The 22926-nt window shown below is 64.0% G+C and carries 21 protein-coding genes and 2 pseudogenes; 10 read left to right on the top strand and 13 right to left on the bottom strand.

Annotation, left to right across the window (positions count from 1 at the left end):
- The first annotated feature begins 73 nt into the window (after positions 1 to 73).
- Positions 74 to 856 carry an IclR family transcriptional regulator gene (locus AC3RCC_RS17910; RefSeq protein WP_492256105.1) on the top strand — a complete coding sequence of 261 codons (783 nt, stop codon included), beginning with the start codon at positions 74 to 76 and terminating at the stop codon, positions 854 to 856.
- Positions 857 to 883: 27 nt separating this feature from the next.
- Here AC3RCC_RS17910 and hutC read toward each other — a convergent pair whose 3' ends face one another.
- Complete coding sequence (gene hutC, locus AC3RCC_RS17905) at positions 884 to 1666, bottom strand: histidine utilization transcriptional repressor HutC (protein WP_291636991.1); 783 nt, start codon at positions 1664 to 1666, stop codon at positions 884 to 886.
- Between the two features lie 236 nt (positions 1667 to 1902).
- Between hutC and AC3RCC_RS17900 the strand changes: the two genes are divergently transcribed.
- From AC3RCC_RS17900 to AC3RCC_RS17865, 8 genes and pseudogenes are all read left to right on the top strand, one after another.
- Positions 1903 to 3399: an aldehyde dehydrogenase gene (locus AC3RCC_RS17900; RefSeq protein WP_492256104.1), complete on the top strand. Its 1497-nt coding sequence runs from the start codon at positions 1903 to 1905 to the stop codon at positions 3397 to 3399.
- A gap of 51 nt (positions 3400 to 3450) precedes the next feature.
- On the top strand, positions 3451 to 5142 hold the full coding sequence (locus AC3RCC_RS17895) for a thiamine pyrophosphate-binding protein (RefSeq protein ID WP_291636987.1): 1692 nt from the start codon (positions 3451 to 3453) through the stop codon (positions 5140 to 5142).
- A 124-nt stretch (positions 5143 to 5266) separates the two neighbouring features.
- Complete coding sequence (locus AC3RCC_RS17890) at positions 5267 to 6292, top strand: extracellular solute-binding protein (RefSeq protein ID WP_492256103.1); 1026 nt, start codon at positions 5267 to 5269, stop codon at positions 6290 to 6292.
- A gap of 122 nt (positions 6293 to 6414) precedes the next feature.
- Positions 6415 to 7512 carry an ABC transporter ATP-binding protein gene (locus tag AC3RCC_RS17885; RefSeq protein ID WP_492256102.1) on the top strand — a complete coding sequence of 366 codons (1098 nt, stop codon included), beginning with the start codon at positions 6415 to 6417 and terminating at the stop codon, positions 7510 to 7512.
- A gap of 8 nt (positions 7513 to 7520) precedes the next feature.
- Positions 7521 to 8375, top strand: coding sequence for an ABC transporter permease (locus AC3RCC_RS17880; RefSeq protein WP_291636981.1), 855 nt, complete (start codon positions 7521 to 7523; stop codon positions 8373 to 8375).
- Entirely contained in the window at positions 8372 to 9163 is a 792-nt protein-coding gene (locus tag AC3RCC_RS17875; RefSeq protein ID WP_492256101.1) for an ABC transporter permease, read from the top strand. Before AC3RCC_RS17880 ends, AC3RCC_RS17875 begins: the two co-directional genes overlap by 4 nt.
- 160 nt (positions 9164 to 9323) lie before the next feature.
- Complete coding sequence (locus AC3RCC_RS17870; protein ID WP_492256100.1) at positions 9324 to 9608, top strand: hypothetical protein; 285 nt, start codon at positions 9324 to 9326, stop codon at positions 9606 to 9608.
- A 353-nt stretch (positions 9609 to 9961) separates the two neighbouring features.
- A pseudogene (locus AC3RCC_RS17865) lies at positions 9962 to 10729 on the top strand (YoaK family protein); the annotation flags it as partial.
- Positions 10730 to 10794: 65 nt separating this feature from the next.
- On the opposite strand, the gene AC3RCC_RS17860 reads toward AC3RCC_RS17865, so the two are convergent.
- Positions 10795 to 11100 (bottom strand): hypothetical protein, encoded by a 306-nt coding sequence (locus AC3RCC_RS17860; RefSeq protein ID WP_492256099.1) that lies wholly within the window; start codon positions 11098 to 11100, stop codon positions 10795 to 10797.
- A complete protein-coding gene (locus AC3RCC_RS17855; RefSeq protein WP_492258846.1) occupies positions 11097 to 11657 on the bottom strand; it encodes a hypothetical protein in 561 nt (186 codons plus the stop codon). Before AC3RCC_RS17855 ends, AC3RCC_RS17860 begins: the two co-directional genes overlap by 4 nt.
- Here AC3RCC_RS17855 and AC3RCC_RS17850 point away from each other — a divergent pair.
- Positions 11559 to 12776: pseudogene (locus AC3RCC_RS17850) on the top strand (IS3 family transposase). The gene AC3RCC_RS17855 and the pseudogene AC3RCC_RS17850 sit on opposite strands and share 99 nt — an antisense overlap.
- Here AC3RCC_RS17850 and AC3RCC_RS17845 read toward each other — a convergent pair.
- The 10 genes from AC3RCC_RS17845 to AC3RCC_RS17800 form a co-directional block, all read right to left on the bottom strand.
- Positions 12738 to 13136 carry a hypothetical protein gene (locus AC3RCC_RS17845; RefSeq protein ID WP_492256098.1) on the bottom strand — a complete coding sequence of 133 codons (399 nt, stop codon included), beginning with the start codon at positions 13134 to 13136 and terminating at the stop codon, positions 12738 to 12740. The pseudogene AC3RCC_RS17850 and the gene AC3RCC_RS17845 sit on opposite strands and share 39 nt — an antisense overlap.
- A 743-nt stretch (positions 13137 to 13879) precedes the next feature.
- Positions 13880 to 15166, bottom strand: a complete 1287-nt coding sequence (locus AC3RCC_RS17840) for an NAD(P)/FAD-dependent oxidoreductase (protein WP_492256097.1) — start codon at positions 15164 to 15166, stop codon at positions 13880 to 13882.
- Between the two features lie 14 nt (positions 15167 to 15180).
- Positions 15181 to 16323, bottom strand: coding sequence for an MFS transporter (locus AC3RCC_RS17835; RefSeq protein ID WP_492256096.1), 1143 nt, complete (start codon positions 16321 to 16323; stop codon positions 15181 to 15183).
- Positions 16324 to 16362: 39 nt separating this feature from the next.
- Complete coding sequence (gene lhpI / locus AC3RCC_RS17830; protein ID WP_492256095.1) at positions 16363 to 17313, bottom strand: bifunctional Delta(1)-pyrroline-2-carboxylate/Delta(1)-piperideine-2-carboxylate reductase; 951 nt, start codon at positions 17311 to 17313, stop codon at positions 16363 to 16365.
- Positions 17314 to 17322: 9 nt separating this feature from the next.
- Complete coding sequence (locus tag AC3RCC_RS17825; RefSeq protein WP_492256094.1) at positions 17323 to 17736, bottom strand: Zn-ribbon domain-containing OB-fold protein; 414 nt, start codon at positions 17734 to 17736, stop codon at positions 17323 to 17325.
- Entirely contained in the window at positions 17733 to 18881 is a 1149-nt protein-coding gene (locus AC3RCC_RS17820; protein ID WP_492256093.1) for a thiolase family protein, read from the bottom strand. The genes AC3RCC_RS17825 and AC3RCC_RS17820 overlap by 4 nt, the downstream gene beginning before the upstream one ends.
- A 7-nt stretch (positions 18882 to 18888) precedes the next feature.
- Positions 18889 to 20082: a CaiB/BaiF CoA transferase family protein gene (locus tag AC3RCC_RS17815; protein ID WP_492256092.1), complete on the bottom strand. Its 1194-nt coding sequence runs from the start codon at positions 20080 to 20082 to the stop codon at positions 18889 to 18891.
- Between the two features lie 60 nt (positions 20083 to 20142).
- Positions 20143 to 20952, bottom strand: a complete 810-nt coding sequence (locus tag AC3RCC_RS17810; RefSeq protein ID WP_291636965.1) for an ABC transporter permease — start codon at positions 20950 to 20952, stop codon at positions 20143 to 20145.
- Positions 20949 to 21803 carry an ABC transporter permease gene (locus tag AC3RCC_RS17805; protein ID WP_492256091.1) on the bottom strand — a complete coding sequence of 285 codons (855 nt, stop codon included), beginning with the start codon at positions 21801 to 21803 and terminating at the stop codon, positions 20949 to 20951. Before AC3RCC_RS17805 ends, AC3RCC_RS17810 begins: the two co-directional genes overlap by 4 nt.
- A 40-nt stretch (positions 21804 to 21843) precedes the next feature.
- Complete coding sequence (locus AC3RCC_RS17800) at positions 21844 to 22908, bottom strand: ABC transporter ATP-binding protein (protein WP_492256090.1); 1065 nt, start codon at positions 22906 to 22908, stop codon at positions 21844 to 21846.
- Positions 22909 to 22926: the final 18 nt, after the last annotated feature.

Genomic DNA, 22926 nt, shown 5'->3' with positions numbered 1-22926 from the left:
ACAACAGTGTTGCATAATACGAGCTTGTCAGCCTTTACGGGTCTCGTCAAGCGAGATGCGGGAGCGTGTACTGATGGAAAATCCCGTTGCGTCACCAGGCGAGGCGCGAGGTGCCACGGTCGGCGCGGTCGAGCATGCGATCGCCATTCTGCGATGCCTGTCTGGATCGCCCGAGCCGCTCGGCATCAATGAGATCGCGCGGCGCATCGGGCTGCACAAAAGCTCGATCTCGCGGCTGGTCGCGACCCTGGTGGCGGCGCGGTTGGTCGAGCGCGATGCCGCCTCGGCCCGGATCAAGCTCGGGCCCGGCCTCGTCCTGCTCGCCGCGCCCGTGCTGGCCGAGCTGCACATCAAGGATCTGGTTCGGCCCGCCCTCGAGGAGTTGGCGGCGCGATCGGGCGAGACCGCTAGCTTCAACATGTGGGGCGGCAGCGATGCCGTGACGATCGAGCAGGTTCCCGGCCCTGGCGCTGTCCGGATCTTCTCCGAGCAGGGCCGGCGCGACCCCGGCCACTGCACCGCCTGCGGCAAGATCCTGCTCGCCCATGAGCCGAGCGAGGTGATCGAGACCTATTGTGCCGGCCCGCTGGAGCGCTTCAACGAGCGGACGGTCACAGAGCCTGCTGCGTTGCAGCAGGAGCTGACGACGGCCCGCCAGCGCGGCTATGCCCTCAATTTTGGCGAGCTCGACGAAGAGATCAGCGCGATCTCGGCCGTCACCCATGATGTGCGCGGCAAGGTCGTCGGCAGCATCACTGTGACCGTACCGAGCTACCGGTTCACGCAGGAGCGGCAGGAGGAACTGATCGCCATGGTCGTCGAGACCGCGCGTCGCCTTTCGCGGAGCCAGGGTTAGGTCGTCGCGGTTCGGAGCGCGCTCGCGCTAGCGGATTCGCCTTGGGAACTGCCCGGTACCGCCCGGCGCCGAAAGGACCGGCTGGGCCGACGTCGCTTCATGGGCGCTGCGCAGGCGATAGCGGTCCCCCGGATAGAGGAAGCGGCTACGCGTCACCGGCACGTCGCCGCGCCAGGTCCGGCGGTCGAGCAGCAGGCATGGCTGGTTGGTATCGATCTGGAGGGCTTCTCGGCTTTCCTCATCGGGCCGGATGGCGCGGATCGTGTTGTCGACGAAGGTGACCTCGGTCATGCGCAGCAGATAGGCGTGCGGCGTGATCCGGGTGAAGTCCTGCTCGAGATAGGCGGGCGCTTCGGCGGCGTTGACGAAGCGGTCCTCGATCTGGACTGGCGTGCCGTCTTCCTTGTGCAGCAGGCGCGAGTGGAACACGGTGCTGCCTGCCGGAAGGGCCAGCAGGCCGATAAAGGGGCTGTCCGGCGCCAGCGCGCAAAGCGACATCACTTCGCTGGTGTGGACGCCACCGCTCGCCGAAATTTCCTCCGAAACGTCGGAGAGCTCGAAGATCGCGCATTGCATGCGTGGGCCGACGACGAAGGTGCCGCGGCCCTGGACGCGCACCAGCATACCTTCGGACTGCAATTCCCGGAGCGCGCGGCGCACCGTGAGGGCCGAGGCGCCGAACTCGGCTGCGAGGTCCTCCTCGCGCGGGACCTGGAAGTCCGCGGGCCATTCCGCAGCACGGATCCGCTTTTCGATCGCGGTCTTGATCTGCCCGTAGAGCGGCTGGGTGACCTGGATCAGCTCGGTCATGCAAGGGTCCTCTGCTTGGGAAGCTTTGATATCACAATGCTTTTAAAACGGTATCGATCTCTGCTGCCTTTAAGGGCGCGTTGCGCATTTTTTCAACAGGAAGGCGCTTGACACCTCAGGATTGATCGGATCAGTATCCGTTATTGATATCATATCGACTTTAAAATGATATGATAAAAATCTAGCCAGGAAGCGCTTCGTTCTCGCTGCGCCCGGCTATGACGGGAGAGATTCTGATGACGTCGCATTCGCCCGCGCTGCGCACGCTGGACATGTACATTGATGGCCAATGGGTGAAGCCGGCCTCCGGGCAGTATTTCGAGACGGTCGATCCCTTCACCGCGCAGCCCTGGGCGATGGTCGCGCGCGGCGGGGCCGAGGATGCGGACCGCGCCGTGCGCGCGGCCCATCGCGCCTTCAAGGAGGGGCCGTGGGGCAAGATGCACCCCTCGGAGCGCGGCAAGATCATCCATCGACTGGGCACGCTGATCGAGGAGCATGCCGACCTGCTCGCCGAGATCGAGGTGCGCGACAATGGCCGGCTGCTAGCCGAGATGCAGCACCAGATCCGCTACATCCCGAAATGGTATTATTACTATGCCGGCCTGGCCGATAAGATCGAAGGCGTCGTGCACCCTTGCGACAAGCCGGCTTTGAGCTATTCGCGGCCTGAGCCGCTTGGCGTCTGCGTCGCGATCGTGCCCTGGAACGCGCCGCTCCTCCTGCTATCGCTGAAGGCCGCGCCGGCGCTCGCCGCCGGCAATACGCTGGTGCTGAAGCCGGCCGAGCACACCTCTGCCACCGCTCTCAAGCTGATGGAGCTCGTCGAGGCAGCCGGCTTCCCGCCCGGCGTCGTCAACGTCGTTACCGGCTTCGGCAAGGAGGTCGGCGAGCCGCTGGTCAGCCATACGCTGACACGCCATGTCGGCTTCACCGGCTCGACTGCGACCGGCGCGCATCTCTATTCGCTGGCGGCGAAGGATGTGAAGCGGGTCAGCCTGGAGCTCGGCGGCAAATCGCCGAACATCGTCTTCGACGACGCCGATCTCGACAATGCCGTGCGCGGCGTGGTCGGCGGTATCTTCGGCGCGACCGGCCAGACCTGCATCGCCGGCTCGCGTCTGCTCGTGCAGCGCCGCATCCATGATGAGTTCGTCGAGAAGCTCGCGGCCTTCACCAAGACCGCCCGCGTAGGCGATCCCCGCGATGTCCGCACTCAGGTCGGACCGATCGCCAACAAGATGCAGTTCGAGAAAGTGCTCGGCTATGTCGACATCGCCCGCCAGGACGGTGCCGAGTTGCTACTCGGCGGAAAGCGTCCGGATGGCGACGAGTGCGCCCGCGGTTTCTTCGTCGAGCCGACGATCTTCACCGGCGTCAACAACGAGATGCGTATCGCGCGCGAGGAGGTCTTCGGGCCGATCCTCTCGACCCTGATCTTCGACGATGCGGACGAGGCGGTCGCGATCGCAAACGACAGCGAGTTCGGCCTCGCCGCCGGCGTCTGGACCCGCGACATGAAGCTCGCCATGCGGATGTCGGACCGGCTGGAGGCCGGCAGCGTCTGGGTCAACACCTATCGCGACATCTCCTACACGACGCCTTTCGGCGGCTACAAGAAAAGCGGCATCGGCCGCGAGAACGGCGCCGAAGGCATCCGCGAATACCTGCAGACCAAGGCGGTCTGGCTCTCGATCGCGGACGAGATCGCCAACCCATTCGTCATCGGGTGAGGGCGATGCGCAGCATGACCCTTCGGCATGGCCTCAAGCGGAACTAACAACATGGTGATGAGAAAAGGGAGCGAGATCCTCGCCGACGAGCTGAAGCTCAACGGCGCCGAGATCATCTACCACGTTCCCGGCGAGAGCTTTCTCTGCGCGCTCGATGCGCTCGGCGTCCGCTATCCCGAGATCCGCGCGATCAGCTGCCGCCATGAGAACGGCGCCGCCCAGATGGCCGAGGCCTATGGCAAGCTGACCGGCCGGCCCGGCATCGCCTTCGTCACCCGCAGCCCGGGCGCGACGAATGCCGTCAACGCCGTCCACACCGCCTATCAGGATTCATCGCCGATGATCCTGATCGTCGGGCAGGTGAAGCGTGCGCTAATGGAGCGCGAGGCCTTCATGGCCTATGACTTCCGCACCATGTTCGCGCCGATGACGAAGTGGGTCGCCCAGATCGACGATCCCAGGCGCATCCCGGAATTCGTGCAGCGCGCCTACCAGACGGCCATGACCGGGCGGATGGGGCCGGTCGTGCTGGTGGTGCCGGAGGATGTGTTCGAGGAGGAGTGCGAGGTCGCGCCGGGCAAGCCGAGCGTCCCGGCCTCTGCCGGCGAGCCTTCGGACGAGGCAGTCGCGCGGATATTCGCCATGCTCTCGGCGGCGCAGCGGCCGCTGTTGATCGTCGGCGGCTCCGGCTGGACGGAAGGGGCGCGCAACGACATCCAGGCCTTCGCGCTCGCCAACAACGTCCCAGTCGTCACCACCTTCCGGCGGCGCGACATCATCGACCATCGCCTACCCTGCTATGTCGGCGAGATCGGCATCGGCTCGAACCCGGCGCTGTTGGCGCATGTCAAGGACGCCGACTTCGTCATCATGTGCAACGACGCGCTCAGCGACGTGAACACGATCGGCGCCGGCTATATGGAAGGGTTCACGCTCTTCGACATCCCGGTGCCCAGGCAGAAGTTCGTCCACGTCACCCGCAGCTTCGACGAGCTCAACCGGGTCTTCCAGGTCGACCTCGCCCTGCTTGCCGACAATGATGCCTTCGCCCGCCGGCTCGCTGGCCATGCGCCGGTCGACCACGCCGCGCGCGGCGACTGGACGGCCGACCTGCGCAAAACCTTCGAGATCGAGACCACGCCCCGGACTTGCCCGGGCGAGATCGACCTGCCGCAGCTGATGAAATGGCTGCGCCAGCGCCTGCCCGAGGACGCCATCGTCACCAACGGCGTCGGCGCCTATGCGACCTGGAGCCAGCGCTATTTCGCCCATTACCGGCTGCACACGCAGCTCGGCCCGATCAGCGGCTCGATGGGTTACAGCTTGCCGGCAGCGATCTCGGCCAAGTTGCTGCATCCCGAGAGGGTCGTCGTCGATTTCGTCGGCGATGGTTGCTACCAGATGAGCTCGGAGGAGCTGGCGACCGCCGTGCAGTACGGAGCGGCGGTGATCGTCGTGCTGTTCAACAACAACATGTACGGCACGATCCGCATCCACGAGGAAAACCGCCTCGAGGGCCGCGTCAACGGCACCCAGCTGGTCAATCCCGACTTCCACGCGCTGGCGCTGGCCTATGGCGCCCATGCCGAGCGCGTCACCCGAACCGAGGAGTTCGCACCGGCCTTCGAGCGCTGCCTGGCGTCCGGCAAGCCGGCCTTGATCGAGATGTGCGTTGATCAGGAAGCGATCCACTCGCGCTACTCGCTGACCGATCTCAGAAACCGCCGCAAGGCGAAGCACTGACTGCCCCTGCCGCCGCGGGCGGCAGGCTCTTCCGGCGCCGCCCAGACGGTGCCGGCCATTCAAGCCTTCCGACAGAAGAGGGCTGCTGCGGATCTGACTGCAACCAAGAATCGGGGACACTATGATGAACAGGACGATTTCGGCTTTGCTGCTCGCCGGGACGCTCGGCACGCTGACCTCTCCCGTGATTGCTCAGGAATGCAAGCTCAGGGTCACCACCTGGGGCGGCAGCTATCAGAAGACCTATGAATCGGTCGCTGCCGGCTTCGAGAAAGCCCATAACTGCAAGATCGAGTGGGTCGTCGGCGCCAGCCCCGACCATCTGGTCAAGGCGCGGCTCGGTCAGGTCGACGTCGCCACCAACACGCTGCTGAACTCGATCGCCGGCGAGAAGGAAGGCCTGTGGCTGGCCCTCGACAAGGCCAAGATCCCGAACATGGCGAACCTATATCCGAACGCGGTCCACTCGCCCTATACGGTCTTCGTCAATGTCGGCGACTACGTGCTCGCCTACAACGCCGACAAGGTGAAGGCGGCGCCGACCAGCTGGGATGAGCTCTGGAAGCCGGACTACAAAAACCATGTCGTCATCTACGGTTTCGAGCACATCCCGACGCTCAGCCTGACCGTGCAGCAGGCCGAGCGGAACGGCGGCGGCATCGACAATATCCAGCCCGGCCTCGACAAGATGGCGGCGCTGATGAAGAGCGGCAACCTGATCGGCTCGCTCGACGTCGAAAGCCAGATGGTCTCGCTGTTCCAGACGCAGGATGCTTGGCTCGGCATGCTGGCGACAGGGCGCATGAAGGAGTTGCTGGAAAAGGGGGCCAGGAACGTCAAGTTCGCCCGCCCGGCCGAGGGCACTTTCCCATTGATCAGCACGATCAACATCACCAAGGCGGCCAAGGACCCGGCCAAGGCGCAGGCCTTCGTCGATTATGTCCTGAGCCCCGAGGTCCAGATCGCCTTCGCGACGCGCAATCTCTACGCCCCGACCGTGCAGAATGCGCCGATCCCCGGCGATTTCCAATACCGCGACCTGCTGGTTCAGAACGAGCAGTTCAAACGGCTATTCCTGCCCGATCAGGAGAAGATCACGGCCAACAAGGCCAAGTGGCAGAACCAGCTCAACCAGATGACGAGCAAGTGAGCGCGCTCGCAAGCGCCGGCCGGGCGAGCAGGCCGGCGCCACACTCCTCGCAAGGCGTCGCCCGCTCGTCGGGCGCGCCAGTCCAGGCTTCTACGACGCCTTTATCCGGCAAAGCGGATGACATGAACGCATCACAGGACAAAGCCATCCAGGTCGCTTCCGTCTGCAGGCGCTATGGCGACGTCATGGCGGTCGACGACGTCTCCTTCGAGGTCGGGCATGGCGAGTTCGTCTCGCTGCTCGGCCCCAGTGGCTGCGGCAAGACTACGACACTGCGGATGATCGCCGGCTTCATCATGGCGAGCGATGGCACCATCCGGGTCAATGGCCGGGACGTCACCCATCTGCCGCCTGAGAAGCGCGAGGTCGGCTTCGTCTTCCAGAACTATGCGTTGTGGCCGCATATGACGGTCGCGGAGAACGTCGCCTTCGGTCTCAAGCTGCGCAAGCGCGACCGGGCCTTCATCGCCCGCAAGATCGAGGAATCGCTCGGGGTCACCGGGCTATCCGGCTATGAGGATCGCCTGCCGCGCCAGCTCTCCGGCGGCCAGCAGCAGCGCGTCGCCCTGGCCCGCGCGCTGGCGCTGGAGCCGCAGCTCCTGCTGATGGACGAGCCGCTCAGCAACCTCGACCGCGCCTTGCGCGTCGCGATGCGGCGCGAGCTGAAGCAATTGCAGTCTCGTCTGAAGATGACGACGCTCTACGTCACGCATGATCAGGAAGAGGCGCTGTCGATGTCCGACAGGGTGGTGATCATGAATCGCGGCAAGATCGCCCGCATCGCCCGCCCGGCCGAGGTCTATGACGATCCGCAGTCGGAGTTCGTCGCCGATTTCGTCGGCACCACCAACTTCTTCGATGCGGCGGTCATCGCGGCGTCCGGCGGCGTCCTGACAGTGCGCACCCGCGGTAATCTCGATTTGCTCGTGGCGGCGCCGACCTCGATCGCCGCCGGCGAGCGGGTGCGGGTGCTGCTGCGTCCCGAGCGCATCCGGATCTATCCGCCCGGGGAGGACGGGCCCAACGTCTTTCCCGGTCGGATCAGCTTCGTCGAATACTACGGCCCGACGATCCGCTACACCGTCCAGCTCGACGGCGGCGAGAGCGTCTATGTCGAGACACATCAGGCCGGCAGCGTCGCCGCGATCGGAGACGACGTCCGCATCGGTGCCGAGCCCGGCGACTTCAGGTTGATCCGCAGCGAGGGAGGCCGGCCGTGAGGAAGGGGATGGCGGCTCCGCTCCTGCTCGCTCCGGCGATGGTGGCGCTGCTGATCTTCGTGGTCATGCCGCTGCTCTGGGTGGCGCGGACCAGCTTCAACCAAGGCGTCGACGGCGCCTACATGGTCTCCGCCCTGACCATCGACAATTATGTCCGCTTTCTCGGCAGTCCCTGGTACCTGATCAACACGCTCTGGTTCTCGATTCGCATCGCCATCATTGCCACCGCGATCTCGGTGCTGCTCGGCTACCCCGTCGCGCTCTACATCGCCCAGACGCGCGGGCTGCAGAAGAGCATCCTGATGACGATGGTGCTGGCGCCGCTGCTGATCGGCCTTGTCACCCTGGTCTATGGCTGGATCGTCATCTTCCGCGGCGGCGGCCTCCTGAACTCGCTGATGATCGCGATCGGTGTCTATGACGAGCCGGTCCGCTATATGTGGGACCTTAAGGGCGTGATTATCCTGCTGGTTTACATCGGCATGCCCTACATCGTGCTCTCGCTGCTGGACTCGATCGAGCGCATCAACCCCTCCTTCGTCGAGGCGGCGCGCAATGTCGGCGCCAATCGCTGGCGCGCTTTCTGGAGCATCAGCTTCCCGCTGACGCTACCCGGCCTCTATGCCGGTCTGGTGATCGTCTTCACCCTGAATTTCTCGGCCTTCGCGGTGCCGCTGATGGTCGGCGCCAACGACACGCAGATGATCGGCCTCGTCATCTATCGCGAGGCGCTGCTCAACAACGACCTGCCTTTCGCGTCGAGCCTGTCGGTGATCATGATTCTGGCCAATGCGACAATCTTGACCGGCATGTCCTTCCTGTTCGGCAAGCTGATCCTCAACCGGCTGGAGGCCAAGCGATGATGCGGCTCGATCTGGGCTCGTTGGTGCTGCGGCTCGTCACCTATCTGGCGATGGGCTTCCTGTTCTTCCCAATCCTGATCACCCTGATGGTCTCGGTGAACCCGCAGGAGTTTATCTTGCCGCCCTCCGGCTTTACGTTGGAATGGTTCCGCCAGGCCTGGACCTCCGACAATTTCGTGCGGGGGATGGGGGTCAGCCTCTGGCTCGGCGTCGCGGCGACGCTGATCGCCAACACGCTCGCCTTCATGGTCGTGCTGGCGATGGTCCGCTACGATTTTCGCGGCAAGGCGCTGATCAACCTGCTGATCATGTCGCCGCTGTTGATCCCGACGACGATCTTCAGTCTCGCGCTCTATGTCTTCTTCGCCCGGCTCGGCTTCGGCTCCGGCATTCCGGCGCTGGTCATCGGGCATTCGATCCATGTCCTGCCCTTCGCCGTCCGTATCCTGACGGCGAGCATGCAGAACTTCGACCTGTCGCTCGAGGAGGCCGCGCGCAATGTCGGGGCGGGGCCGGTCAGGACCATGGTCTCGATCACTCTGCCGGTGATCCGGACCGGGCTGGTCTCCAGCCTGGTGCTCTGCTTCGTCCTGTCCTGGAACGACTTCCCTATCTCAGTCTTCCTAGCGCCCGCTGGCTGGACGCCTCTGCCGGTCGAGCTCTTCTCCTACATCAAGTTTCAGTACGACGCAGTCGGCGCGGCACTTGCCAGCTCGCTGATCCTGATTTCCATCGTCGTGATGGTCGCGATCGACCGGCTCTCGGGCCTGCGCCGCGTGCTGCGTTGATGATGTGATCATCGTGATTTCCCGGCGCTGCTGAACCGGAACGACTTCGCCCCGTCACAGGGGCGAAGTTCGCAGCCGGCGAGCCGACTCGACTGGCAGAAGCCAGCAGGTTCCGGAAAAAGTGAGCGGGAGTGCGACCGTCCGCGTTCGGTCCGAGCTGATGAAAATCGACGATTGGCGGGGCAGCGCCGAAAGCGCGAGGACGAACGTGACGCTCCGAGCCAAAGCCCGCGACCTCAGTGGTTGGATCGACTGGGCCGCGCCGATCGGTGCCCCCGAGACGAAACGCATGCTTGAGTGGGCTCGCAAGCGCCTCGCCTCCATCGAGCGCGCTGTGAACCCAAACAGATTTGGTGCTTGGTTGTGGGCGAAGAAGCTCTTCCCCGAAGTCGATCGGTTTGCGCCGCTGCCTGGTCTGCTGCCGGTTCTGTGGACGGTCGGTTAGGCTAATCCCACCTTCTTTTCGAATTCGACCGGACTGATGTAGCCGATGTGGCCTGCTGCCGGTTGTACTCACTGTTTCCGCGCTCCAGCTCGATGGCAAGGCGCGCCTTGGCCTCGGCATCACTCATCTGACCAGAGCGCAGCTCTGCGCGGGTAGGTCGCGCGGGGTGGTCGTTGGCCATGCCCAGTGGAAGCGATGTGCGGCGGGCCCGAGCTTGCTGTTTTCGCGACCTCCCTAATCTTCTTCGAGTTGAAGCCGAAGCAGGGCGCGCCATAGTTGCCGGAGGGGCTCAGAGGCCTGATATAGGCCAGCCACTCCCGATTTTGAGCTCGCTCGCAGGCTGCGCCATATCAATGAACGTCCCTTCCGACGCCAGAGGAACCAGCTCGACTGAATTGCGCCTCATCAGCCCGTTACGCAGGCTGGTGGGAGCTGAGCGAAGCGAGGCGGCCGATGCGCAGCTCGGCTTCACTCTCTGCTTTATCGCGGGGGCCGTGAACGCCGGTGGCTTCCTGGCCGTCGGCCAATATACGTCGCATATGTCAGGTATCGTCTCGGCGATGGCCGACAATATCGCCTTGGGGGCAGTCGGCCTCGCGGTCGCCGGGCTCGGCGCGCTGATGTCGTTCGTGCTCGGCGCGGCCTGCTCGGCGGTCCTCATCAATTGGGGACGCCGGCACGTCGCCTATCGCCAGTACAGCTTTCCGTTGCTGCTCGAGGCGGCGCTGCTGCTCGCATTCGGCCTGATCGGCAGCATGCGGGCCTATATGCCGATCCTGGTCGTCGCTGCGGTACCGCTGCTCTGCTTCATCATGGGATTGCAGAACGCGATCATCACCAAGGTTTCGCACGCCCGGATCCGGACGACGCATGTGACCGGCATCGCGACCGACATTGGGATTGAGCTCGGAAAGCTCTTCTACTGGAACCGCACGGGAGGCCTGCTCGGTGGCCGGGTTCTGGCTGATCGGCGCAAGCTGCGTCTGCTCGCCTCGTTGCTGGGGGCGTTCTTGCTGGGCGGAGTGGTCGGCGCCCTGGGGTTCAAGCATATCGGCTTCGTCTCGGCCATTCCGCTCGCATTGCTGTTGTTCTTGCTCGCAGGCGTGCCGATGCTGGTGGACTTTCTCGCGTGGTGCCGCGCTGCCTTCCGTAGAAGGAGCTCGCGCGATACCCGCTAAGCGCCGCTTTAGCGCCGCTGCGTTTCGGCGGCGATCAGCGCCAGCCCGTCGCCGATATCGTCCATGCGCTGCCGCATCTCCATTTGCTGCGCAACCGGCAGCATGGTCCGCATACACTCCGCATGGTGAGGAGAGGTCTCACCATAACCGGCCTGGAAACAGACGACCTTGGTGCGCGCCTCGGCTGCCTGCTGCGGCGTCTGGCAGCCAACGAGCGTGGCCGCGGCGAGGGTGGCTGCGATAGCCCTGAAATTCATGCTGATCTCCGGCAAAAAATCGCCACCGAAACACGCCGAAAATCCGCGCGCAATCATGGGCTTCCGGGTGCGATCAGTTCTGCGCGCAGGAAGCTCGGGTCGGCGATTTTGCGGACGTGGTGCGCGGCCGCAGACAGGGCAGGGCGGTGTCGCGGCTGGATCGCCAGCATGAACACGACGTGCGAGGTTCGGATCGCCCAGATTTCGGCGTCGACGGCAATGCGCCGGAGATCGTTCGCGACATCGCGAATGAAGCTCTCGCGCTTCTTGCGCTGGAAATGCTGATAGATCAGCAGCGAATGGCCCGAGCGGTAGGTCGCTGCCAACTCGTCGCGATAGACATATTTCGAGGAATTGCGTCGCCCCTTGGCGACTGAACCAACCTCAATGCCGTTGTCGGGGTCAAAGGAGATGAGGTCGGTATCGGCGAGGATCTTGCTCGCCTGTGAAGCAGTCCCCGAATTCCCCGGACATGTCTCACCCTTGAAATAAGGGTTGGGAGTAATGTTGTGGCTATGACTGGTTCTTATCCGAAGGTTGAGGTTCTGACCGGCCCCGAGCGGCGTCGCCGGTGGTCTGTTTCGGAGAAGCTGGAGATGGTGGCGCAGACGCACGAGGCGGGCGTCACGGTCAGCCTTGTCGCCCGTCGGTGCGGGGTGTCGCCGAACCAGCTTTTCACCTGGCGGCGGCTTGCCGAGCAAGGTGCGCTGACCGCGACGGCGGCCGAGGAGGAGGTTGTCCCGGCGTCGGCCTTCCGGGCCCAGCAGGAGCAGATACGCGAGTGGCAGCGCCTCCTGGGCAAGAAGACCCTTGAGGTGGAAATCCTGAAGAACGCCCTCGAACTGGCGGAGGATAAAAAAAAACGGAGATTGCGGTCGCTGTCGCTGCCCAAGGACGGTTTGCCATGAACGCCGTCGCCGCGACGCTGGAAGTGGCCCGTTCGCATCTCGCCGCGCGGGTGGCGCGGCGGACGGCCGGGCGCTCTCCCCAGCGCAGAGGCCGTCCGCCCCTGCCGGAAGAGGCGCTGCTGGCCGAGATTGAGGCAGTCATCGACGACATGCCGAGCTACGGCTATGCTCGCGTCTGGGCCAGGTTGCGCCGCAAAGCCATGGCCAAGGGCCGTGCGCCCGCCAACCGCAAGCGGGTCTATCGGGTAATGAAGGTCCATGGCCTTCTGCTCGAACGCCATGCTGGCGGGGTCGAGCGCCGTCACGACGGCCGCATCGCTGTCGCGCGCTCCAATTTGCGTTGGTGCTCCGACGGCTTCGAGATCGGCTGCGACAACGGCGAAAAGGTTCGCGTCGCCTTCGCGCTCGATTGCTGCGACCGGGACGCCATGGGCCATGTCGCCACCACTGAGGGCATCAAGGGCGAGGATGTCTGCGACCTCATGGTCACCGCCGTCGAGCACCGCTTCGGCAAGGTCAATCGCCTGCCGCAGACCATCGAATGGCTGACCGATAATGGCCGCTGGTCCGACCCGGCGCTTTGCCCGCGAGATCGGCCTGGAGCCGCTGACCACCCCGGTCCAGAGCCCGCAGAGCAACGGCATGGCCGAAGCCTTCGTGCGCACCTTCAAGCGCGATTACGTCGCGGTGAATCCTGTCCCGGATGCCAGAACCGTCATGCTCGCCCTGCCGGAATGGTTCGCCCATTACAACGAGCTTCACCCTCATCGGGCGCTCGGATATCGTTCACCCCGCGAGTTCATCGCGGCCCATGCAGCATCGTGAGAAATGTCCGGGCTTTTGGGGGGCTACAACAGCCTGCCGGAACCACATTTGCCGCTCGAACAGCGCGTCTGGCACGACGGTATTGACGAAGATGGTGTCGGGTAGGACCTCGCTGTTCTCGATCAGCATCAACCGCTGCGCGTCCGGCGCGTCCTTTACCTGCCGCAGCAGGGCGAACAGTTCGGGATCGTGCCGCTCGTAGCTGGGTTGATCGAGATAGCCGAGCTTGTTGCCGTTGCTGCGCTCGTCGTTCGGCGTCAGCATCCAGCAGACGCCGAGCCTCAGGCCTGACCGGCCGCGCAGCCGCAGCAGCGCATACTTTCGATAGTCGTTGACGTCGCCAACATACTGCTCCTTCACGCCCCGTCCCCCGAAACATGTGTTTGGGGCGATCCGTTAGTTCGTGTCACGACTTCGTTGATCCAGGCTCGGAGCAACGAACGAGCAATTCCGTAAGGCGCTGCAAAGAGGCGCCTCATGACGTTGTCCCTATTTGCCTTTGCGGGTGAAGCCGTCGACCACGACGATGACTCGGAAGCGCCGGCCATCGACGCGTTTGGTCGGCGGCGAAGTCGAGGCTCCAGCCCTGGTTTAGCCCCTCAGGCAGACAGCTCGAGCACTACCGCCACTGCGAACCCATGACTGCCCGCATCCGCATTTTCTGCAGTGGCATCGGGAAAATCGCTTCAAACAGTGAGCTGGGCGGATTGGCGCCGAAGCCCACTTGTAACCTCGGTGTAACCACGGCCTTTCGGAGCCCCTCGGACATGGTGCGGAAACTTCCCAGCCCAGAAAAGCAAAAAGTGCGGGGAAACCAGACGCTTGCATGCTTCTCTCAATCAAAGACTGTCTGGAGTGGGCGTGGGATTCGAACCCTTGACCCCAATTTTGGCAAGAGATTTACTATAGTTTTTTTAGATTTCACTGGAGTTCGCGGCCATCAATTGGAATTCACGCGGATCGCTCCGCTACAAATTACATTGGATCGACTGGCGTGAAGCTGGCGGACGCTGGTGGAATCGCGGTGACCCGTGAGACTGCAACCGCGAGGTAACCCGATAGCAGCTGCAGGATTGCTGCATCTCGGATTTAGACGCTCGTCGTCAAAGCCGCGCAGCACCAAAATGAAGAAGTTGCGCTCCTGCCTCGTAGATCGTGCTTTTGAGACGGCGCAGGGGATGGGGTCTGAGAGAGCTCACGGGCAAAGGCAAGCTCCCTTCGTTGAGTTTGCCGACAATGAAACCGGCGAGTGCGCGGCCAAACACCGTTCCTGTGCCGATCCCCCGTCCGTTGTAACCCAGGAAACCGATTACGTTTCGGTCCAGCTTGTGGAAACGCGGGACATGATCCTTGGTCATTCCAATTCTGCCGAACCAGCTGAATTCGATGCTGGTGCAAGGCAATTGGGGAAAGATCCGTGAGATTGCCCGCTGGGCCCATTCCTTGTGGATCTTCTGCCCGCCGAAGCGCAGTGCTCCGACACTTCCAAAGATCAGACGTCCTGCGTCGTCCAGGCGGAACGACGATAGAACGGCGTTCGTATCCCATGCGCCCTGCCGTTCCGGCAGGATTTCCTCGAGAGCCTGTGTGGAAAGAGGTGTCGTGGCGCAGTTGAAATAGGGGAGCGAGACCAGTTCTTGTCGTAGCGCGGACCAAGGACCTTGGATGTAGGCATTACCTGCCACGATGATCCAGTTCGCCGTGACAGAGCCGCCGGGGGTTTCGAGCCGCCACAGTCGCTCGGGCGCAGCGCGAGCGCTTAAAGCCGAGGTCTGCGAAAAAATACGTGCTCCATTCTCTTGAGCGGCTTTCGCCAGACCTCTCGCATAGGCCAGCGGCTGAATCGTACCTGCCCGATGATCAAGCAGCGCGCCCCGATATGCCGAGCTTCCCAGCTTCGCCGCGGTGGCAGGGCGGTCAAGTATCTCGACATCGGCGCCGCGTTTGAGCCACTGCTCGCCGCGTCGATTGATCTCCCTCAGACCGGCTTCGCCGACCGCACAGTGCAGGGTGCCATTTCGGACGGCTTCGCACGAAATCTTGTGACGGTCGATCAGTTCGAAGACGAGGTTGGGTGCCTCGCCCAGCTCGTGCAGAAGCCGCTCCTGGTACGTCTTTCCGAGCACCTCAGCCACATCGTCCGGCATGATCCACATCCCGGCATTTACGAGGCCGACATTGCGGCCCGACCCACCGAAGCCGATCTCCTCGGCTTCAAGCACTATGACGTCTGCGCCAGCCTGGGCCAGATGAAGGGCGGCGGAAAGGCCGGTATAGCCGGCCCCGATGATCGCGACATCGCAGCACAGATGTTCCGCGAGCGCGGTCAGCGCAGGCGCCGGCGGCGCGGTCTTCGCCCAAAGCCCGTGGGTATATGGCTGCGTGAGCATTCGCTTCTCCTGTTTCAGAAGCGCCGAGGCAGGTATCGGCATAGCGCTGCCCCGGCGAGGAGCGTGATACCGGCGGCGGCAAACACGGCGGCCAGCGGCAGGAAGATCAGCAGAACGGCGAAAAGACCTGCCGCTCCGACCTGACCGACATCGCGATACGTCGTGAAAATCGGCGTCATCCTCGTGCGCTGGTGAGTGCGGACGGCGCGCAGGAAGGTGACATTGCCCATGCCGTCGATCGCGCTCATCGCGAGAGCCGCTGCCATGAGCGCGCAGGCGGCGGCGTAGGCGTTCAGCGGAGCGAGCAGAGCGACCAGGCTCGTGAACAGCCCGCACATCCCATAGGCGGCAAGGAGCAAAGGTCGAATTCCGGTCCGGCGGGCAAGGCGCCCCCACAGCGGTGCCAGCAGAAGAAAGGCCGAGCCTAGCGAAACCAGGGCGCCGCCAAACGAGGCGCCCAGCCCATATCCGACGGCGAAGATCGGCACGTAGACGACGTACATTGCCCACCATGCGGCGCGTATCGTGGTCAGCAGCCAGGCCAGCCGGAGTCGTGGCTGCGCCCAGAAGTGCAGGACATCCGCGCCTCTGGCAACGGCCACCGCCGGCGCCGCCGTGGCGGCCCGTGTACGGTCCATGAAAACTGCGAGGAGAGCCGGCGCAGCCACGGCACAGCCGGCGCTGACGGCCAGGGGCACGCCGGCAGCGAGGGTCTCCGCCAATGCGATCCCAAGCCAGGGCCCCGCGCCATAGCTCGCGCCGGCGAGGAAAATGCGCAGGGGTTCGAACCCGGAGAGCCCGCGCCGGGGGATGTGCTGCATGATGTAGAGGCTCATGACGTTCTCGAAGGTGAGCACCATCAGAACATGGAGTATCAGCCCCGCGACGAGCCCGCCGGGGTTGTTCAAACTCAACGCGATCGCGGAGCCAATTCCGCTGAGCGCCGCGCCGGCGAGCAGGGGCCGGCGCCCCAGGCGATGCAGAAGTCGCGGCAGTGCGATGCTGACCGCGATACCGAACAAGCTCGCGATCAGATACATCTCGCTGACGCGCTGGGCCGTTCCAAGCACCTCGTAAGCCAGGATCGGGATGAGCGCGATCACCATTGTGCGCGCGAGCACGGTGATCGCGTAGACCGATACCAGCGTCCAACGCACGCCCGGATACTGGCTCGCCCTTGGCCGCATTGCCGCGGTTCAGATTTGCGCGCCGACGGAGCGTTCGAAGCAGAGTTCGGCGGCGACGAGATCCTCCAATGAGCACCCAACCGATTTGAATAGCGTGATCTCTTCCTTGCTGCGCCTGCTCTCGACACGACCGGAGGCGAGATCGAAGAGATCGCCACGGATATCGCCTGCTGCGAGCGCGCCGCTTGCCAGCGCCTGTACGATCTCGCCCGCTTCGGTGGTTGCGCCGGCATGCGTATCGACAAAGACGCTCGCACGCCGCAGAGCCGCGTCGTCGGCTTCACGCATGCTTGGCGTAAATGCACCGACAAGGTCGAGATGGCAGCCGGGTCGCAGCCATTCGCCGAGTACGAGTGGCTCCTCGCTCAGCGTCGCGCAGGAGATGATGTCGGCGTTGGAGACCGCTGTTTCTAGCGCGGATACAGCGGCGGCTTTCAAGCCCATGCCCTCGAGCTGGCGGGCGAGTCGGTCGGCTTTGGCCATGTCCCTGGCCCAGATCTGCACACTCTCGATCGGGCGCACCGAGGCGTGCGCAAGGGCGAGGTTCGGAGCCATGCGACCGGCACCGACGATGAGCAGGCTGCAGGCATCCGGGCGTGAAAGATAGCTCGATGCGAGCGCCGAGGCTGCGGCCGTCCGGCGGGATGTAAGCTCCCCCGCTTCCAGGCTCGCGACGATCCTGCCGTCGCGAGCACTCATCAGCAGATAATGGGAGCTGACCGCCGGCAAGGCGCGACGCCCGTTGTCCGGAAAGACCGTGACGGTCTTGAGGCCGATATGGCCTCCGGTCGTCCAGGCAGGCATCAGCAGAAGGGTCGCATCCCGCTCGCCCGGCACCTTCACGCTGTAGTGCGGGCGGGGCGGGCTTTCGGCGCCGTTCCGGAAGCCCGCCCGCAGCGCACTGACGAGCCCCGGCCAGTCCAGCGCCGTGGCAACCGCATCGTCATCGAGGTGGAGCATCGACAGGCCTCAAGCAGCCAGCCGGAAAGCCGGCAGCGGGTAGCGACGCGCCTCGTCGGGTGGCAGCAATTCGATCCTGACGCCACTCGCGATCGATGCCGCATCGGCGCCGATGATCCGGCCGAGGAGGCTTGCGCCCTCATCGAGCTCGACCTCCGCTAGAACGATCGGCACTTCCTCGTTGAACGAAGGATGGTTGGGGCGGGTGATCAGCGAGAAAGAGACGATTCTGCCGCGCCCGGATACCTGGCGCCAAACCAGGTCCGTCGAGCCGGTATAGGGGCAGATCGGTCGCGGGTAGAAGAACAGGGGGCCGCCGCCGCGGCTCTGCTGGAGCAGCAGCTTGCCTTCGCGCCAGCCGGTCAGGAAAGGGGCGTTGTCCTGGTCTTCATACGGTTGGGGATAGGCGATCTCGGCGCTCATTGCACGGCCTCCAGGATAATGCTGCTGGCGGAAAGGCCATGGCCGTAGCCGACCATGCCATAGCCCGCGACGAGACCGCGTCTGGCGTTCGCGACCTGCCGGTCGCCGGCTTCCGCGCGCAGCTGGCAGACGGCTTCGGTGACGCTGAGCAGGCCGCCCGCGATGCCGGCCTGCCCGCAGGAGAGCTGGCCGCCGCCCGTATTGAGCGGCAGGCTCCCGTCCCAGGAGAAGCTGTTCGCGGCCAGAAAGGCGCTGACCTCGCCCTTCTTGCAGAAGCCGAGATCCTCGAGCTGGATCGCGACCATGATCGGATAATCGTCATAGAGCTGGACGAAATCCATGTCCTCGGGGCCGAAGCCGGCCTTGTCGTACAGCTTGCCCGCGAAGGTCTCCCAGCCGCCGCGCAGCGGGGCGATCTCCATCGGCGGGTGATTGTGGCGCTCGAAACCGGAGAGGATGCGCACAGCCTTCCCGGCCGGGGCGCGGTCAAGCGTCGTGACGACGACGGCCTCGGCGCCGGCGCAAGGCAGCACGCAGTCATAAAGGCAGATAGGGTCCGCAATGACGCGGGCGTTCATGTAGTCGTCGATCGTCATGGGGCCGCGCAAGAGCGCGTGCTCATTGCGCTGCGCGCTGCGGCGCTGGTCTACGGAGATGCGACCGAGATCCTCGCGCCGCGTGCCGTAGGTTTCCATGTGCTTGCGCTGGATGATTCCGAACAGGCCATTCGCTCCGCCGAAGCCGAGCGGCGTGCCGTAGTTTCGTAGGCCCCGGCTGAAATTGTCCATCAGCTTGAAATGGCCGCCGACGTCGTAATTGTCGCCGGCGATGCAGAGCACCGTGGTGGCCTGGCCGCTCTCGATGGCATGCTTGGCATTGATGATGCTGGCCACTGGGCCGGCACTACCGGCGGTGCCGAGATAGGCCCAGGAGACGGAGATGCCGAGTTGCTCGGCTGCCGTCACGGTATTGTCCGGCGGCAGCTCGAAGGAGCAGATGGCCAGTCCGTCGACATCCCTGAAGGTCAGGCCGGCCGAGGCCAGCGCCTTGCTCCCAGCTTCGGACAGGAAGGAAAAGAGCGTGCGCGTGGTGCGCTTCTCATATGCGGTACGACCGTAGCCCGCGATACCGATATTGCTCGTCATGGCCGCCTCAGATGATGTGATTGCGCTGCAAGGCTTCGATCTCCGTGGCGGAAAGCCCGAGCCAGCCGCCGAAGACCTCGTCGTTGGATGCGCCGGGATCCCGGCCCGGCCAGCGGATGTCACCGGGCGTTTCGCTGAGCTTCGGGACGGGCGCCGGCATGCGCATCGGCCCCAGCGTCTCGTCGACGAGTGTGCGGATCGCCTCGCGGGCGGCGATATGCGCATCGCCGAGCACATCGGCGATGTCGTTGATCTTGCCGGCGACGACCTTGTTGGCCACGAGCTTTTCAAGTGCCGACGCCGTCGGCTGCGTCTTCAGCCAGGCCGCGACTTCCCCGTCGATGGCGTCGCGATGGGTCACGCGATCGGCCATGGTCGCAAAGCGCGGATCATGCTTGAGATCCGGCCGCTCCATGGCGTCGACGAGCCCCTCATAGATGCGTTGTGAGCCGCAGCTGATCGCGATCGCCCCGCCATCGGCGGTCGCGTAGACGTTGCGCGGAACATCCTCTTCCATCTGATTGCCGAGCAGCGGCTTCTTCTGACCGATCTGGTCGTAGCGGACGACCACCGACTCGATGATGCGCAGCAGGGGTTCGTAGAGCGCCACGTCGACGATCTGGCCGCGGCCGCTGCGCTCGCGCCGATGGATCGCTGCGAGCGCTCCGAAGGCACCGAAGATGCCGGCGAGGTAATCGCCCATCGGAAAAGCCGAAACGGTAGGTCCTTTGTCGGCGTGACCGGTGAAGGAGGCGAGGCCGGAAAAGGCCTCGGCGATCGTGGCATATCCACCCTGTTCCCGGTTGGGACCCGTCTGCCCCCACCCGCTGACGCGCACCCAGACGATGCGCGGAAATCGCTGCGAGAGTTCGGCCGGATCGAAGCCCCAGCGCTCGAGCGTGCCCGGGCGGAAATTCTCGATGACGATATCGCTTTCGCCGATCAGGCGCAGGGCGAGCTCCCGGGCTTCCGGCCGCGAGATGTCGAGCGTGATGGTGTGCTTGTTGCGCGCCATGGTTTTCCACCAGAGCGCCACGCCGTCCTTGTGCGGCGGCCATTCGCGTAGCGCGTCGGGTTTTCCGGGCTTCTCCACTTTCACGACCTCGGCGCCGAAATCCGCCAGCATCGAGCCGACGAAGGGCCCGGCCAGCATCGAACCGAGCTCGAGCACCTTGAGATCGGAGAGGGCTCCTTCAGGCATAGTTCGGGCGTGCGCTTCCATGATGGCTCGCTTTCTGGAGGGTTTGCGCGGCTTTGGCCGCTATTTGGAGGGGGTAGCGACCCGATCGATGCCGACGAAGATGTCGAGCAGGACCACGGCGACGATCGCGACATAGATCGTGCCCGCAGAGATCGCCGCGACCATTGGGTCGATCGCGTATTGCACGTAGTTGAAGATCTTGACCGGTATCGGCATCAGAGCCGCCGTCGCGTTGAAGATGCTGAGCTCGACGTTGATCCAGGAGATGATCAGCGCAAAGAGCGCGCCGGCGACGAGGCCTGGCTTGATGATCGGCAGTGTGACCAGAAAGAAGGTCGATACCGGCGAGGCCCCGAGATCGAGGCTGGCTTCCTCGAGCGTCTGATCGAAGCGGGCCAGCGATGCCAGCACCGTGCGCAGGATATACGGGACGACGATGACGACATGGCCGACAAGCAGCGCCGTGTAGCTGCGCGCAATGCCCAGCATGCTCGCATATTGGAGCAAGGCCGCTCCGATCACGATCGTCGGCAGGATAAGCGGCGCCAGGAAGATCGTATTAACGATTTTCATGCCGGGAAGCTGGCTGCGTGTGATCGCAAGCGCCGCCGGAATGCCGATCAGGATCGCGATCGCGGTCGAGGCCACCGCGATCGAGGCGCTGAGCCCGATCGAATCGAGATAGGAGGTGTCGGCGAGAAACTGCTCGTACCAGCGCAAAGTGAAGCCCTGCGGGGGGAAGGTCAGGTATTCTGTCTCGGTGAAGGAGACGGCCACGATGATGGCGAGCGGGATGGTCAGGAAGGCCAGGCCCGCCCACACGAAGGCGAGAAGCAGGAAGCGACCGATCCGTTCCGGGAACGTCATCATGAGCGTACCGCCTGGCGGCCCGTCGGCTGCCTTTCGATGAAGAAGAGATAGAGCGCGATCAGCACGAGCGTGACGACGAGCAGCCCGACTGCAAGCGCCGCCCCGAAGTTGAAGTCGAACAATGAGCCGTATTGCTCGAAGATCGACATCGCCATGACGACGGTCCGGCCGCCGCTCATGATGCTCGGCACGACATAGGCGCTGACCGCGAGGGTGAAGACGATCAGTGAGCCCGCGACGACGCCGGGAAGGCTGAGCGGGAACGTCACTTTCGCGAAGGTGACGAAGCGGTTCGCCCCCAGATCGAGCGCAGCCTCCACCAGCGATTTATCGATGGTCTGAAGCACGCCGGCGACAGTCAGCACCATGAAGGGCACGAGGATGTAGGTCAGGCCGATGATGATGCTGAGTTCGGTGAACAGGATCGGGATAGGGCGTTCGGTCAGGCCGAGCGTCATCAATGTGGTGTTCACCAGGCCTTGCCGGCCGAGAAGGATCATCCAGCCGAACGAGCGCACGATATTGCTCGTGAACAGCGGCATGATCACGAGGATATAGCAGATGCGCCGCGCCATACGGCTGCGCACCACGTTCACGATGTAATAGGCGATCGGATAGCCGATGGCGAAGGATACGAGTGTTGCGATGAGCGACAGCTTGAAGGTGATGTAGAGGATGCTCGGATAGTAGCTGTCTCCCAGAATCCGTATGTAGTTCGCGAGGCTCCACGCACCGTCCTTGGTCTGGAAGCTAGCCACGACGACCACGAAGAACGGGACGAGGAAGAATGCGGCCATGAAGGCCAGCGGCACGCCGACGAGGAGAGCCGCCCAGCCGTTGCGAATTCTCATGGCAAGGCCTCCCCTGTTCCGGAGCGAGCGGTTCGCAATCTCATTTCGTCAGGACCCGGCCATTGTCGCGATGCCATGAGAGCACGACCTCGTCGCCGACCGCGATTGGTGCCTCGCCCGCGAGCGTGGTCTGTTGCGCGACAATTTCCTGCCCGTCTCGAGAAGCGGCATAGATCCTGACGATGCCACCCGCGAACACGATCTCCTGGACACGGGCTGGCAGGGAGATTCGGTCGGTGGAGGGCGCTTCCGCATGGCCCACACGGATCGCTTCCGGTCGGAGAAGATAGGTCGCCTTGCTGCCCACCGCCGCGTCGTGGCGCGCCGTGATGGCAAGAGAGCCGATGACCAGAGAGCCGTCGGTCGCGATGGTCGCCGCCAGCAGATTGGCGTCGCCGATGAAGTCGGCGACATAGCGCTCGGCCGGGGCGTGGTAGATGTCGCGCCCGGAACCGATCTGCGCGATGCGGCCGGCATCCATCACGGCGATGCGATCGGCCATGACCAGCGCTTCCTCCTGGTCGTGGGTTACGAAGATAAAGGTGATGCCCAGCTTCTGCTGGAGCGTCTTCAGCTCGATCTGCATCTGCTTGCGCAGCTTCAGATCCAGCGCGCCGAGCGGCTCGTCGAGCAAGAGCACTTTCGGACGGTTGGCGATCGCCCGTGCCAGCGCCACGCGCTGCTGCTGGCCGCCGGAAAGCTGGGACGGGAAGCGTTCCCCATAAGCAGCCATTCCGACGGTCGTGAGACATTCCTCGACGATGGACTCCGTTTCGGCCGCGCTGTTGCCGGCGCGTCGCGGTCCGAAGCCGACATTCTCAGCCACGGTGAGATGCGGAAACAGGGCATAGTTCTGGAAAACGGTGTTCACCGGTCTGCTATTGGGCGGCAGACGCTTCATGGAACGCCCGTCGATCCTGATGTCGCCTTCGCTGAATTCGACGAACCCCGCGATCGCGCGCAACAAGGTCGTCTTGCCGCATCCGCTGGGGCCCAGCAGAGCCAGGAACTCGCCCTCGGCGACATCAAGGGAGATGTCGTTCAACACCACGAGGTCGCCATAGCGCTTCGTCAGATGCTCGACCTTGATGTAGCCGTTGTTCATGTGCAATCCAGCTTGTTC

It is taken from the genome of Allobosea sp. GW823-FHT01F03 (genome assembly GCF_058798075.1).
Note: the sequence above shows the minus strand (reverse complement) of the source record. Positions and strands in the feature narration are given on the sequence as shown.

Coding starts and splice junctions, on each gene's coding strand:
- AC3RCC_RS17910 (WP_492256105.1), top strand. CDS start 74: ATGGAAAATCCCGTTGCGTCACCAGGCGAGGCGCGAGGTGCCACGGTC.
- hutC (WP_291636991.1), bottom strand. CDS start 1,666: ATGACCGAGCTGATCCAGGTCACCCAGCCGCTCTACGGGCAGATCAAG.
- AC3RCC_RS17900 (WP_492256104.1), top strand. CDS start 1,903: ATGACGTCGCATTCGCCCGCGCTGCGCACGCTGGACATGTACATTGAT.
- AC3RCC_RS17895 (WP_291636987.1), top strand. CDS start 3,451: ATGGTGATGAGAAAAGGGAGCGAGATCCTCGCCGACGAGCTGAAGCTC.
- AC3RCC_RS17890 (WP_492256103.1), top strand. CDS start 5,267: ATGAACAGGACGATTTCGGCTTTGCTGCTCGCCGGGACGCTCGGCACG.
- AC3RCC_RS17885 (WP_492256102.1), top strand. CDS start 6,415: ATGAACGCATCACAGGACAAAGCCATCCAGGTCGCTTCCGTCTGCAGG.
- AC3RCC_RS17880 (WP_291636981.1), top strand. CDS start 7,521: ATGGCGGCTCCGCTCCTGCTCGCTCCGGCGATGGTGGCGCTGCTGATC.
- AC3RCC_RS17875 (WP_492256101.1), top strand. CDS start 8,372: ATGATGCGGCTCGATCTGGGCTCGTTGGTGCTGCGGCTCGTCACCTAT.
- AC3RCC_RS17870 (WP_492256100.1), top strand. CDS start 9,324: ATGAAAATCGACGATTGGCGGGGCAGCGCCGAAAGCGCGAGGACGAAC.
- AC3RCC_RS17860 (WP_492256099.1), bottom strand. CDS start 11,100: ATGATTGCGCGCGGATTTTCGGCGTGTTTCGGTGGCGATTTTTTGCCG.
- AC3RCC_RS17840 (WP_492256097.1), bottom strand. CDS start 15,166: ATGCTCACGCAGCCATATACCCACGGGCTTTGGGCGAAGACCGCGCCG.
- lhpI (WP_492256095.1), bottom strand. CDS start 17,313: ATGCTCCACCTCGATGACGATGCGGTTGCCACGGCGCTGGACTGGCCG.
- AC3RCC_RS17825 (WP_492256094.1), bottom strand. CDS start 17,736: ATGAGCGCCGAGATCGCCTATCCCCAACCGTATGAAGACCAGGACAAC.
- AC3RCC_RS17820 (WP_492256093.1), bottom strand. CDS start 18,881: ATGACGAGCAATATCGGTATCGCGGGCTACGGTCGTACCGCATATGAG.
- AC3RCC_RS17815 (WP_492256092.1), bottom strand. CDS start 20,082: ATGCCTGAAGGAGCCCTCTCCGATCTCAAGGTGCTCGAGCTCGGTTCG.
- AC3RCC_RS17810 (WP_291636965.1), bottom strand. CDS start 20,952: ATGATGACGTTCCCGGAACGGATCGGTCGCTTCCTGCTTCTCGCCTTC.
- AC3RCC_RS17805 (WP_492256091.1), bottom strand. CDS start 21,803: ATGAGAATTCGCAACGGCTGGGCGGCTCTCCTCGTCGGCGTGCCGCTG.
- AC3RCC_RS17800 (WP_492256090.1), bottom strand. CDS start 22,908: ATGAACAACGGCTACATCAAGGTCGAGCATCTGACGAAGCGCTATGGC.